The following is a 13241-nucleotide window of genomic DNA, read 5'->3' on the forward strand; positions in this document are numbered from 1 at the left end:
TCATAGCCTTCCCGGCTGAGCACGGCAGCCTCCCCGGGAGATTCGCTTTACCAGGCGTGTTTACCCTCCGGTTTAGCCGCGGTCACTCAGCATTCCGCGCGTGCCAGGCAAGTGGTGTCCAACAACCAGTGGCCAGTCAGGACAAACATCGATTGAGTTATGTAGACGTTCCTGTGATCGACAACAACGGCGGATCCCGTGGGCTGATGGCACGCCTGCAAACGCTCCGTGCGCCAGGCAGCGTTGTGCCGATGGCGGGCGACGGCCGCGGTTTGACGCCGCGCCTGTGGGGCACGGGCGCGGGCCTGCTGCTCAGCCTGCTGTTAAGCGGCTGTGAGCAACGAATCGAAACCCTTAGCGGACCGACGATGGGCAGCCAGTACTCGCTCAAGTATGTCGTCGCCGATGGCGTGCCGGCGCCGCAGCGGGTGCAGGCCGAGGTCCGGCAGTTGCTCGACGAGGTCGACCGGCAGATGTCCACCTGGCGCGCAGACTCGGACCTGTCGCGCTTCAATCAGCTTCCCGCGGGCGCCTGCCAGGCCATGCCGGCCCCGGTGCTGGCGCTGGTGCGTTTCGGTGAAGGTTTGTCACAGGACAGCGACGGTGCCTTCGACCTGACCCTGGAACCCTTGCTCGACCTCTGGGGGTTCGGACCGCAGTCCCGCGACCAGCAGGTGCCCAGCGCCGAGCAGATTGCCGCAGCACGCAGCCGCGTCGGCCACCAGCACCTGCGCCTCGAAGGCGAGCGTCTGTGCAAGGATGTCGCGCTGCAGCTGGACCTTAACAGCATCGCCGCCGGCGACACCGTCGACCGCCTGGGCGAACGTTTGCAGGCGCTGGGGATTCGCAGCTACGTGCTGGATATCACCGGTGAGGTTAAAGCCGTGGGCCGCAAACCCGACGGCTCGCCCTGGCGGGTCGCCCTCGAGGCGCCGCGGGACGACCGGCAGGCGGCGCAGAGGATCCTGGCGCTGGACGGCCTGGCGGTCTCGACCTCGGGCGATTACCGCAACTATTTCGAGCGCGACGGCCAGCGTTTTTCCCATACCCTAGATCCACAGACCGGTGCGCCTATCCGTCATCCCCTGGCGGCGGTCACGGTGGTCGACGCCTCGGCCCTGCGCGCCGACGGCCTGTCGACTTTACTGATGGTGCTGGGGCCCGAGCGCGGTTTGGCGTTTGCCGAACAGGCCGGCATCATGGCTTTTTTCGTCAGTCGGTCCGGGCAGGGGTTCGTTGCCCATGGTACTTCGTTCTTCAATCTACGTTTTGGCGAAGGAGCGCGGCCATGATCGGGCAACTGGTGTTTTTTTTTGAAACCGGGGCTGGTGCTGCTGGGTGTAAACCGGTCTCTGGCTCCTGCGGCGACATCGCGTCCTGGGCAGTGAAAAACATCGGGTCGATCTGGGGGCGGCCCCCGAAGCAATGCGAGGCCCCAGCGGCTGACGACGAATCGGGCAAGGATGTAGTGCAGACAGGCCTCGCCTACGCTGCCAGCAAGCGCTAATGTGCAGCGCAAAATGACGCGCCCAGACCGCGTCACCGCTCAACCTGCCGACGGCCCAGGGCTGAGGCATTTCCAGGACGCTGTGGCATCCTGGGTTTTCTCAAAGGAGTAAGCATGGCTGTCTACAACTACGACGTGGTGGTGCTGGGTTCGGGGCCCGCGGGCGAGGGCGCGGCGATGAACGCGGCCAAGGCCGGCAAGAAAGTGGCGGTGGTCGACACCCGGCGCGAAGTCGGCGGCAATTGCACCCACCTGGGGACCATCCCGTCCAAGGCGTTGCGCCATTCGGTGCGGCAGATCATGCAGTACAACACCAACCCGCTGTTTCGCCAGATCGGCGAACCGCGCTGGTTTTCCTTTCCCGATGTACTGAAAAGCGCCGAGCGGGTGATCGGCAAGCAGGTCACTTCGCGCACCGGCTACTACGCCCGTAACCGCATCGACCTGTTTTTCGGCACCGGCAGTTTCGCCGACGAGCAGACCATCGAAGTGGTCTGTCCCAACGGCGTGGTGGAAAAGCTGGTGGCGCCGCAAATCGTCATCGCCACCGGCTCGCGGCCTTATCGGCCGGCGGATGTGGACTTTACCCATTCGCGGGTTTACGACAGTGACACCATCCTGACCCTCAGTCACACCCCGCGGCGCTTGATCATTTACGGCGCCGGGGTGATCGGCAGTGAGTACGCGTCGATTTTCAGCGGCCTGGGCGTGCTGGTCGACCTGATCGACAACCGCGACCAACTGCTCAGCTTTCTCGACGCGGAGATCTCCGACGCGCTCAGCTATCACCTGCGCAACAACAACGTGCTGATCCGTCACAACGAGGAGTACGAGCGCATCGAGGGCATGGATAACGGGGTGATTCTGCACCTCAAGTCCGGCAAGAAGATCAAGGCCGACGCCTTGCTCTGGTGCAACGGTCGCACCGGCAATACCGACAAGCTGGGCCTGGAAAACATCGGCATCAAGGTCAACGGCCGCGGCCAGATCGAGGTCGACCAGCATTACCGCACCAGCGTCTCGAACATCTTCGCCGCCGGCGACGTGATCGGCTGGCCGAGCCTGGCCAGCGCCGCCTACGACCAGGGCCGCTCGGCGGCGGGCAGCATTATCGAGAATGACAGCTGGCGCTTCGTCAACGATGTGCCGACCGGCATTTACACCATTCCGGAAATCAGCTCGATCGGCCAGAACGAGCGCGAACTGACCCAGGCGAAAATCCCCTACGAAGTGGGCAAGGCATTTTTCAAAAGCATGGCGCGGGCGCAGATTTCCAGTGAGCCGGTGGGCATGCTCAAGCTCCTGTTCCATCGCGAGACCCTGCAGGTGCTGGGTGTTCACTGCTTCGGCTACCAGGCTTCGGAAATCGTCCATATCGGCCAGGCGATCATGAACCAGCCGGGCGAGGCCAACACCATCAAGTACTTCGTCAACACCACGTTCAACTACCCGACCATGGCCGAGGCCTATCGGGTGGCAGCGTTCGATGGCCTCAACCGGCTTTTTTGAGCGGCTCCGACCGGTGGCCTGAGCCGGTCGGGGAGTGTTTCAGTGACTCTGGCCACTGGCGTTGGCCAAACCGCGAGAGTTTCTGAACAGGCGGCATAAAAAAACCGGCCCTGGGGCCGGTTTTTTTTCGGGTCGGGCTCAGGCGTTCAGCGTTTTCACGGCCAGGCCCGGGAAGTCGGTGATCAGGCTGTCCACGCCAAAATCGGCCAATCGCCGCATCAATGCCGGTTCGTTGACCGTCCAGACCGACACGTGCAGCCCCTGGCGCTGGGCTTTTTGCAGGCGTTCCGGGGTGCACAGGGTCCAGTTCAGCGCCAGCAGGTCACAGCCGTAATGGCGCGCCACCTTCAGCGGATCCAGCCAGGCGTACTCGGCGACCAGCCCGCGGGAGAGGTCGGGCGTCAGCTCGTTCAGCGCCCGTAGCACCTCCCGCGAGCTGGAGGTGACGGTGACCTTGTCCAGCAGGCCATGGCGCTCGGCCAGTGCCTGGATGGCCTGCACGGTGCGCGCCGCGCGAACCCGCGAGGCACTCTTGACTTCCAGCTGCCAGTGATCGAACGCGCACTGCTCGAACAGCTCGTCCAGGCGCGGGATGGGACAGGGCTGCGGCCAGGCCGGACCGCTGCTGCGCGCATCATAGGTCGCCAGGGCGCTGGCCTCGTGCTCGACCACCTTGCCCCGCCGGCCGGTGGTGCGCTTGAGGGTCGGATCGTGGATCACCATCAGCTCGCCGTCGCGCGACAGGTGCAGGTCCAGTTCACAGCGGCGTACGCCGTGCTCCAGGCAGCGCTGGAAACTGGCCAGGGTGTTTTCCGGCGCTTCGCCTTTGGCGCCGCGGTGACCGTAGATCAGGGTCTTGGGGGTATCCATTGCGGGAATCTGCCTCAAAGATGGACGGTAGGGGGGCGCCGTGCCGGGTCGGTTATCAGTGCTTGCTGCTGTCGACAGGCATCGCCAGCAGTTGTTTTTCCTGGTTCCAGTCGAACGGCAGGTCGTCCTCTTCGGCGGTGAACCGGCGCTCGTCCAGCTCCTGGAACAGGGCGATTTCCTCGTCGGGCATAAAGTGCAGGCAGTCGCCGCCGAAGAACCACAGCAGGTCGCGTGGCACCAGATGGGCAATCTGCGGGTAGCGATGGAACACCTGGCTGATCAGGTCCTGACCCAGGTAGAGACTGCCCTCGGGGTCGGCGGGCAGTTGTCCGAGCAGCTCGTCGAAGCGCTCGAGGAACAGGTCGTGGCTTTCCTCAGGGACCTGTTCGGCTTCGCCCAGGGCGACCAGAATGCTGCGCAGGTGGGCGAGCAGGGCGAGGTGGTGCTCGAGGTGGGACATGGCCATGGTGGTGATCCTGAATGCAAAACGGGCGCGCGAGTATAAAACCCCACACGCCCGCTGTCCTGCGTGCTGAGCCCTAACGCACCTTGCCGGCCGCCAGTTGCAGCACTTCGGGGTCAAAGTCGTCGACGTCGATGACGACGCGTCGGGCCGCTTCGGCGGCGCCCAGGCGTTCGGCTTCATCGGCCGTGAGCAGGCCCTGGCGCAGGGCGGCCGCCAGCAAGGGCTCGCCCGGGGCGGGCTGCAGCACCTGGTCGCGCACCGCCTTGTGCAGTTTTTTCTGCAAGGGCTGCACCGCGTCCAGCTGGTCGACGGCGTACTGCAGTGCCGCCACCGGGTCGCCGGCCACCGTATCGCCGGCCACTGCCTCCGTTTGTTGCGGGCGGAAACAACCGGTCAGCAGTTCCTCCAGCGCGGGGTCGCCGCGTTTGCGTCCCAGAATACCCGCCACCTCGGCGTCGAGGGCGTCCGAGGGCCCGGCGTGACGGCGGCCGAAGGGGAACACCAGGACCCGTAGCAGTCCGCCGATCAGGGCGTTGGGGAAATTCGCCAGCAGTGCGTCCAGCGCCTGTTCGGCCTTGCCCAGGCTTTCTTCCATGGCCCAGTCGAGCAGCGGTTGCAGGTGCTCCGGACTGCCCTGGTCGTGGTAGCGCTTGAGGGCCGCGGATGCCAGGTACAGGTGGCTGAGCACGTCGCCCAGACGCGCCGAGAGGCGCTCGCGGCGTTTCAGTTCACCGCCCAGCAGCATCATGCTCATGTCCGCCAGCATGGCGAAGGCCGCCGCCAGGCGGTTGAGCGCACGGAAGTAGGGGCGGCTGACGCGGTCGCCCGGCGCCGCGCCGAACAAGCCGAAGCTCAGGCTCAACAACAGCGAGCTGGCGGCGTTGCTGACGGCGAAGCCGATATGCTGCAGCAGCAGCGCGTCGAATTCCAGCAGCGCCTGATCCTGGTCGGGTCGGCTGGCCAGGGCCATTTCCTTGAGTACATAAGGATGGCAGCGGATCGCGCCCTGGCCGAAGATCATCAGGTTGCGTGAGAGGATATTGGCCCCTTCCACGGTGATAAAAATCGGCGCGCCCTGCCAGGAGCGGCCCAGGTAGTTGTTCGGGCCGAGGATGATGCCCTTGCCGCCGTGCACGTCCATGGCGTGGCTGATGCATTCGCGCCCGCGTTCGGTCAGGTGGTACTTGAGCACCGCCGACAGCACCGAGGGCTTTTCCCCCAGGTCCACCGCGTTGGCGGTGAGGATGCGCGCGCTGTCCATCAGCCAGGCGTTGCCGCCGATACGCGCCAACGCTTCCTGGATGCCCTCGAAGGCCGCCAGTGGCACGTTGAACTGCTCGCGCACGCGGCTGTACTGGCCGGTCACCAGGCTGGTGAACTTGGCGGCGCCGGTGCCCACCGCGGGCAGGGAGATGGAACGCCCCACCGACAGGCAATTCATCAGCATCATCCAGCCCTTGCCGAGCATCGCCTGGCCACCGATCAGGTAGTCCAGGGGGACGAAGACGTCCTTGCCCGAGTTAGGGCCGTTCATAAAGGCCGCGCCCAGCGGCAGGTGGCGACGGCCGATCTCCACCCCCGCTGTCTCGGTCGGAATCAGCGCCAGGCTGATGCCCAGGTCCTCTTCGTCACCGAGCAAGTGGTCCGGGTCATAGGCCTTGAACGCCAGGCCGAGCAATGTCGCCACCGGGCCCAGGGTGATATAGCGTTTTTCCCAGTTCAGGCGCAGCCCCAGTACTTCCTCGCCCTGCCACTGGCCCTTGCAGATGATCCCGGTGTCCGGCATGGCGCCCGCGTCGGAGCCGGCCAAGGGGCCGGTCAAAGCAAAGCAGGGGATATCGTCGCCGCGCGCCAGGCGGGGCAGGTAGTGTTGGCGCTGCTGGTCGGTGCCGTAGTGCAGCAGCAGTTCGGCCGGGCCGAGCGAGTTGGGCACCATCACGGTGGAGGCCAGGTCACCGCTGCGGGTGGCCAGTTTCATCGCCACCTGGGAGTGGGCATAGGCGGAAAAGCCCTTGCCGCCAAACTCCTTGGGGATGATCAGGGCAAAGAAGCCCTGTTCCTTGATATAGCTCCAGGCCTCGGGGGGCAGGTCCATGCGCTGGCCGATGTCCCAGTCGCTGACCATGGCGCAGAGGGTCTCGGTGGGGCCGTCGATAAAGGCCTGCTCTTCGGCGGTGAGTTGCGCCTTGGGGTAGGCCAGCAGCGTGTCCCAGTTCGGCCGACCGCTGAACAGCTCACCATCCCACCAGACCGTGCCGGCTTCGATGGCGTCGCGTTCGGTCTCCGACATGGGCGGCAGCACCCGCTGGAACCAGGCGAACAGCGGGGCGGTGAACAGCTTGCGACGCGCCTCCGGCAACACCAGGGTCAGGGTCACCGCCAGCCACAGGGCCCAGAGCAGCACCAGCAGCCAGCCCGGGGCCTCGCTGAGGCTGCCCATGGCCAGCAGGTAGACGGCGACGATCGCCAGGGCCGGCAAGGGCGCGATGCGGCGATGCGCCAGGTAGGCGACCCCCAGCAGCAACAGCGGTAACCAGATCAACAGCATGGTAATCCTCCATGAGGACGGCGAGGCAGCGGCCGTCACGCGAATAAATAGCCCACGGCGAACAGCGGTGGGAGAAGGCGTGGCCCATGACACGCCTGCCGTGGTGCCGGCAAGGGCCAAGAGACCGGGTCGAGGGTTAAGGGGCAGTCGAAACCAGACTGCTGCTGCGTAAGGGACCACTCATCGCTCGGGGAGTTCGTTATACCTGCGGCCTAGGACATGCGCAGGCTTGATAGTAGACATCGATGGAGATGACTGTCCGCCCTTGTTGGGAATGGTAGGCTGTCGACCTTTGATCGGTGCTCGTGGACGGCCGCCGGCGCGTGGCCCTGACCCGTCGGGTGCACAGTGCGCTCTTGCATTGCCGGCCCACCACCTCCATATCTTCCTTTCGTCTTCCTCTGGGTGCGTGCATTTCTTATGAGTTCCGCTCTGTCCATTCGGCAGCTGACCAAGACCTACGGCAACGGTTTTCAGGCCCTCAAGGGCATCGACCTGGACGTGGCCGAGGGTGATTTCTTCGCATTGCTCGGCCCGAACGGGGCCGGCAAATCCACCACCATCGGCATCCTCTCGACCCTGGTAACCAAGACCAGCGGATCGGTTTCGGTGTTCGGCCATGACCTGGATCGCCAGCCAGCAGCGCTCAAGCGCTGCCTGGGCGTGGTGCCGCAGGAATTCAATTTCAACCAGTTCGAAAAGTGCTTCGATATCGTGGTCACCCAGGCCGGCTACTACGGCATTCCGCCGCGCATCGCCAAGGCGCGCGCCGAGGAGTACCTGACGCAGCTGGGCCTGTGGGACAAACGCGACTCGCCGTCGCGGGAACTGTCCGGCGGCATGAAGCGCCGCCTGATGATCGCCCGGGCCCTGGTGCATCAACCGCGCCTGTTGATCCTCGACGAACCCACCGCCGGCGTCGATATCGAGCTGCGCCGCTCCATGTGGTCCTTTCTCACCGAACTGAACCAGAAAGGCATCACCATCATCCTCACCACGCACTACCTGGAGGAGGCCGAGCAGCTGTGCCGCAATATCGGCATCATCGACCACGGCAGCATCGTGGAGAACACCAGCATGCGTGAGTTGCTGAAGAAGCTGCATGTCGAGACGTTTCTGCTGGACCTCAAGGAGTCGCTGCTGATCCCGCCGCAACTGAGCGGTTATCCATCGCAGCTGCTCGATCATCACACCCTCGAGGTGCAGGTGGACAAGAGCCAGGGCGTCACCGAGCTGTTCCGCCAGCTGGCCCTGCAGCAGATCGAGGTGCTCAGCCTGCGCAACAAGACCAATCGCCTGGAGGAGCTGTTCGTGTCCCTGGTCGAGAAAAACCTGGCGAAGGTGGCCATATGAACGAGAACTACCTGAACTCCGAGTTCGCCGCCAACCTGGTGGCGCTGCGCACCATCGTCTACCGCGAGGTCCGGCGCTTCACCCGTATCTGGCCGCAGACTTTGCTGCCACCCGCCATCACCATGGTCCTGTACTTCGTCATCTTCGGTAACCTGATCGGCCGGCAGATCGGCGACATGGGCGGCTTCAGTTACATGGAGTACATAGTCCCGGGGCTGATCATGATGTCGGTGATCACCAACGCCTACGGGAACGTGGTGTCGAGTTTCTTCGGCAGCAAGTTCCAACGTTCGGTGGAGGAGCTGATGGTCTCGCCGGTCTCGCCGCACACCATCCTGCTCGGCTACGTCACCGGCGGCATCCTGCGTGGCCTGGCGGTAGGGCTGATCGTCACTCTGTTGTCGCTGTTCTTTACCCACCTGCAGGTGCACCACCTGGGGATCACCGTGCTGGTGGTGCTGCTGACCGCCACCATCTTTTCCCTGGCCGGCTTCGTCAACGCGGTCTACGCGCGCAATTTCGACGATATTTCGATCATCCCGACCTTTGTGTTGACACCCCTGACCTACCTGGGCGGGGTGTTCTATTCCATCAGCCTGCTGCCGCCGTTCTGGCAGAGCGTGTCATTGGCCAACCCGGTGTTGCACATGGTCAACGCCTTTCGTTACGGCATACTCGGGGTGTCCGACATCCGCATCGGCGTCGCCATCGGCTTTATGCTGGTGGCCACCGCCTTGCTCTATGTCTTCTGCATCCGCTTGTTGGTCAGCGGCCGCGGCATGCGCCAGTAGCCGGGTTTACACATAGGGAAACATCTTCGACGGCTGAGTCGAACCAGACCTGCCGTTAGACTCGACCTCTGGACAATATGAGGTTGCCTATGTCGCGTCGCGCCCACCAAGGTTTCCTGGCCATCTGCCTGCTGTCGTGCGTACTGACCGCCCCGGCGCAGGACGCCCCTGGGCCGCTGGTGGAAGTGGTGCAACCAAGCGTGGCGCGGGTGCGCGACGAACTCATCACCTTCGGCTCCCTGCGTTCCGACGAGTCGGTGATGATCCGCGCGGAGATCGCCGGACGGGTCGATCGCCTGAGCATCCGCGAGGGCCAGCCGGTCGAGGCGGGTGCCCTGTTGCTCGGCCTCGACGACGCCATCGCCCGCGCCGAACTGACCCTGGCGCAAGCCAACCTGAACCTGGCGGAAAAGAACTTCTCCCGCGCCCAGTTGCTGTTCACCCGTGGCGCCAGCAATGCCCAGGCCCTCGACGAGGCGCGGGCTGAGCAACAGGCCGCCCGCGCCAGCCTGAGCCTGTCCCAGGCGCGCCTGGACAAAAGCCAGGTGCGCGCGCCCTTTGCCGGCGTGCTGGGGTTGCGCCAGGTCAGCCCCGGCGACTACCTGAATGTCGGCCAGGACGTGGTCAACCTGGAAGTGCTGGATCCGCTCAAGGTGGATTTTCGCATCCCGCAAAAGGCGGTCCGCCAGATCCGCCTGGGCCAGACCCTGGAGGTGACCCTCGACAGTTACCCCGGCGAAACCTTCGTCGGTCGGATCGCCGCGATCAACCCGCGCCTCGACGAAGTCGGACGCAGCCAGCTGGTGCGGGCCAGCTTGCCCAACCCGGGGCAGCGCCTTAAACCCGGGCAGTTCGTCAGGGTCTCGGTGATCCTCGCCGAACGCCCGCAGGCCTTGCTGATCCCCGAGGAAGCGGTGATGCCGGTGGGCGACAAGCACTGGGTGAGCCTGGTGGTCGACGGCAAGGTGGCGGTGCGGGAAATCCAGCTGGGTCGGCGTCAGGCCGGCCAGGTCGAGGTGCGCGAAGGGCTGAAACCGGGCGACACGCTGATCAGCGCGGGCTGGCAGAAGGTCAAGGCGGGCATGGCGGTGCGCACCAAGCCCGCGGGGGCGGGTGCGTGAGGCTGTCGGAGGTCTGTATCCGTCGACCGGTGTTCGCCACGGTGCTGTCGCTGATCGTGGTGCTGGTCGGGTTGATGGCCTATCAGCGCCTGAAAGTGCGCGAGTACCCCAATATCGACGTGCCGATCGTCACCGTGACCGTGGTCTACCCCGGCGCGAGCCCGGAAATCATGGAGTCCCAGGTAGCGCAGCCGGTCGAGGACGTGTTGTCCGGCATCGAGGGGCTGGATTTCGTCAGTTCCATCAGCCGCGGGGAAAACACCCAGATCACCGCGCAATTTCGTCTGGGCACTAACTCGGACGAAGCGGCCAACGACGTGCGCGATCGCCTGGGTCGCGTCCGCGGCTTGCTCCCGGACGAGATCAACGAGCCCTTGGTGCAGAAGGTCGAGGCCGACGCCCAGCCGGTGATCTGGCTGGCGTTCTACAGTGACCAGCACTCGGCGATGGCCATCACCGACCTGCTGGAGCGGGTGATCAAGGATCGCCTGCAGACCCTGTCCGGGGTCTCCGAGGTGCAGGTGCGCGGCGCGCGAACCTTCGCCATGCGGATCTGGCTCGATCCGGAGAAACTCGCCGCACACAACCTCACGGTGCAGGACGTCGAGGCGGCCTTGCGCCGGGAAAACGTCGAGATTCCGGCCGGGCGCATCGAGTCGGCCCAGCGCGAGTTCACGGTGCTGGCCGAGACCGACCTGCAAACCGTGGAGCAATTCAACGAGCTGATTCTCGACGATTCCCGCGGCTACCTGCTGCGCCTGGCGGATGTCGGCCACGCCGAACTCGGCGCCACCGACGAGCGCAGCGTGGTGCGCTACAAGGGCCGGCCGGCGGTCAGCCTGGGCCTGATCAAGCAGGCCACCGCCAACCCGCTGGACATTGCCGATGGCCTGGCCGAGGCACTGCCGGAGATACGTGCGCTGCTGCCCGAGGGCATGCAGATGGAAGTGGCCAGCGACAATTCGCTGTTTATCCGCGAATCCATCGATAACGTCTACGTCACCATCTGGGAAGCGGTGGCCCTGGTTATCTTGATCATCTTTATTTTCCTGCGTTCGCTGCGCGCGACGCTGATCCCGCTGGTGACCATCCCGGTGTCGCTGATCGGCGCCTTCGCGCTGATGGCGCTGATGGGGTTCAGCATCAACACCCTGACACTGCTGGCCATGGTGTTGGCGATCGGCCTGGTGGTGGACGATGCCATCGTCATGCTGGAGAACATCCACCGGCATATCGAGGGCGGTCTCTCGCCATTTCAGGCGGCGCTCAAGGGCAGCCGCGAGATCGCCTTTGCGGTGATCGCCATGACCCTGACCCTGGCGGCGGTGTTCGCCCCCATTGGCTTTATGCAGGGCACCGCCGGCAAGCTGTTCACCGAGTTCGCCTGGACCCTGGCCGGTGCGGTGCTGGTGTCGGGTTTCGTGGCGTTGACCCTGACCCCCATGATGTGTGGCCTGCTGCTCAAGGCGCATCAGCCGGCGGCGCGACATAACCGCCTCTACCTGGCGATCGAGGCGGGGCTGGACGGGATCACCCGCGGCTACCGGCGCATGCTGGGGCGAGCCCTGGCCACCTGGGCGCTGGTGCTGGTGGCGTTGCTGCTGGTGTTCCTGGCGTGCGCCTGGCTGTTCAGTGGCCTGAAATCCGAACTGGCGCCCACCGAGGACACCGGCACCGTGATCGGCATCCTCAATGGGCCGGACGGTGCCACGCTGGATTACACCAGCCGCTACGCCCGCGAGCTGGAGGCGGCGTACGCCAGCGTGCCGGAGGTCGACCGCTACCTGGTGGTCGCCGGGTTCCCCACCGTGGCCCAGGGCATCTCCTTTATGAAGCTCAAGGACTGGGCGGAGCGTGACCGCAGCCAGTTCGAGATCCGCAATGCGCTGTTGCCCAAGTTGCAGGACATCGCCGGCCTGAAGGCCTTTCCGGTCAACCGTCCGCCCTTGGGGCAGAGCGCGCGCAACCAGCCGGTGAACCTGGTGATTCGCTCGTCCCTGGAGTACGCCGAGTTGCAGCAGTATGTCGAGCGCCTGTTGACCCAGGTGCGCGGGTACCCGGGCCTGGAAAGCCTCGACAGTGACCTGAAACTCAATACCCCGCAGTTGAAGATCGAGGTCAATCGCGAGCAGGCGGTGGCGGTCGGCACCGACGTGGCGGCGATCGGCCGTAGCCTCGAAAGCCTGTTCGGCAGCCGCCAGGTCACGCGTTTCAAGCAGAACGGCGAGCAGTACGACGTGCGTGTGCAGCTGGCGGGCGTGGACCGCAGCAACCCCTCGGACCTGGAACGGGTTTACGTGCGTGGGCGCAGCGGCAATATGGTGCAGTTGTCCAACCTGATCGAGGTGCGCGAATCCGTGGCGCCCCGCGAGCTCAATCACTTCAACCAGCTGCGCGCGGTCACCGTCAGCGCCAACGTCGGTGCCGGCTTTACCCTGGGCGAGGTGCTGGCGCATCTGGAGAGCAACGCCCGCCAGGTCTTTCCGGCCGATACCCAGTACGACTTTACCGGCACTTCGCGGGATTTTCGCGAGGCCAGTTCGGGCATCGCGCTGATCTTCGCCCTGGCCCTGGTGTTTATCTTCCTGGTGCTGGCGGCGCAGTTCGAGAGTTTCGTCGACCCCTTGATCATCCTGTTCAGTGTGCCGCTGTCCATGGCCGGCGCGCTGCTGGCCCTGAACCTATTCGGCGGCACCCTGAATATCTATTCCCAAGTGGGGCTGGTGACCCTGATCGGCTTGATCACCAAACACGGCATCCTGATCGTCGAGTTCGCCAACAACCTGCTGCGTAACGGCGAAAGCCTGCGCGACGCGGTCATCGACGCCTCGGTGCAGCGCTTGCGGCCGATCCTGATGACCACCGGGGCCATGGTGCTGGGCTCGTTGCCGCTGGCGATCGCCAGCGGCGCCGGCGCGGAAAGCCGTCAGCAAATCGGCCTGGTGATAGTCGGCGGGTTGCTGGTGGGGACCTTCTTCACCCTGTTCGTGATCCCCACCCTGTACCTGTTGCTGCGCCGCTGGCGACCGCTGCCGGCATTGCGCGACGAACCTGCCCTGGCCTGAGGGCTACGGCG

10 protein-coding genes are annotated in these 13241 nt (G+C 64.9%); 7 read left to right on the forward strand and 3 right to left on the reverse strand.

All coding sequences use genetic code 11. The annotated features are described in order from the left end of the window. Positions 1-251: 251 nt before the first annotated feature. The 3 genes from ABWY06_RS19795 (at position 252) to sthA (ending at position 3016) form a co-directional block, all read left to right on the forward strand. Positions 252-1292, forward strand: a complete 1041-nt coding sequence (locus ABWY06_RS19795) for an FAD:protein FMN transferase (protein WP_353927361.1) — start codon at positions 252-254, stop codon at positions 1290-1292. After that, positions 1289-1507, forward strand: coding sequence for a hypothetical protein (locus tag ABWY06_RS19800; RefSeq protein ID WP_353927293.1), 219 nt, complete (start codon positions 1289-1291; stop codon positions 1505-1507). Before ABWY06_RS19795 ends, ABWY06_RS19800 begins: the two co-directional genes overlap by 4 nt. Before the next feature lie 114 nt (positions 1508-1621). Next, entirely contained in the window at positions 1622-3016 is a 1395-nt protein-coding gene (sthA, locus tag ABWY06_RS19805) for a Si-specific NAD(P)(+) transhydrogenase (RefSeq protein ID WP_353927294.1), read from the forward strand. Between the two features lie 138 nt (positions 3017-3154). Here sthA and ABWY06_RS19810 read toward each other — a convergent pair whose 3' ends face one another. The 3 genes from ABWY06_RS19810 to ABWY06_RS19820 all read right to left on the reverse strand — a co-directional run bounded on the left by ABWY06_RS19810 (position 3155) and on the right by ABWY06_RS19820 (position 6900). Beyond that, the gene (locus tag ABWY06_RS19810; protein WP_353927295.1) at positions 3155-3886 is read right to left on the reverse strand and encodes a glycerophosphodiester phosphodiesterase; all 732 of its coding nucleotides are present in this window, start codon (positions 3884-3886) and stop codon (positions 3155-3157) included. Positions 3887-3941: 55 nt separating this feature from the next. Beyond that, positions 3942-4352 carry a PA2817 family protein gene (locus ABWY06_RS19815; RefSeq protein ID WP_353927296.1) on the reverse strand — a complete coding sequence of 137 codons (411 nt, stop codon included), beginning with the start codon at positions 4350-4352 and terminating at the stop codon, positions 3942-3944. Positions 4353-4425: 73 nt separating this feature from the next. Beyond that, positions 4426-6900 carry an acyl-CoA dehydrogenase gene (locus tag ABWY06_RS19820; protein ID WP_353927297.1) on the reverse strand — a complete coding sequence of 825 codons (2475 nt, stop codon included), beginning with the start codon at positions 6898-6900 and terminating at the stop codon, positions 4426-4428. A gap of 420 nt (positions 6901-7320) precedes the next feature. Between ABWY06_RS19820 and ABWY06_RS19825 the strand changes: the two genes are divergently transcribed. From ABWY06_RS19825 to ABWY06_RS19840, 4 genes are all read left to right on the forward strand, one after another. Beyond that, on the forward strand, positions 7321-8253 hold the full coding sequence (locus ABWY06_RS19825; RefSeq protein WP_353927298.1) for an ABC transporter ATP-binding protein: 933 nt from the start codon (positions 7321-7323) through the stop codon (positions 8251-8253). An 11-nt stretch (positions 8254-8264) separates the two neighbouring features. Beyond that, positions 8265-9044 carry an ABC transporter permease gene (locus ABWY06_RS19830; RefSeq protein ID WP_353927362.1) on the forward strand — a complete coding sequence of 260 codons (780 nt, stop codon included), beginning with the start codon at positions 8265-8267 and terminating at the stop codon, positions 9042-9044. Between the two features lie 89 nt (positions 9045-9133). Then, positions 9134-10165 carry an efflux RND transporter periplasmic adaptor subunit gene (locus ABWY06_RS19835; RefSeq protein ID WP_353927299.1) on the forward strand — a complete coding sequence of 344 codons (1032 nt, stop codon included), beginning with the start codon at positions 9134-9136 and terminating at the stop codon, positions 10163-10165. Next, positions 10162-13230, forward strand: a complete 3069-nt coding sequence (locus ABWY06_RS19840) for an efflux RND transporter permease subunit (protein WP_353927300.1) — start codon at positions 10162-10164, stop codon at positions 13228-13230. Before ABWY06_RS19835 ends, ABWY06_RS19840 begins: the two co-directional genes overlap by 4 nt. Positions 13231-13241: the final 11 nt, after the last annotated feature.

The sequence above is a fragment of the Pseudomonas sp. genome (assembly GCF_040514055.1).
Taxonomy (GTDB): Bacteria; Pseudomonadota; Gammaproteobacteria; order Pseudomonadales; family Pseudomonadaceae; genus Aquipseudomonas.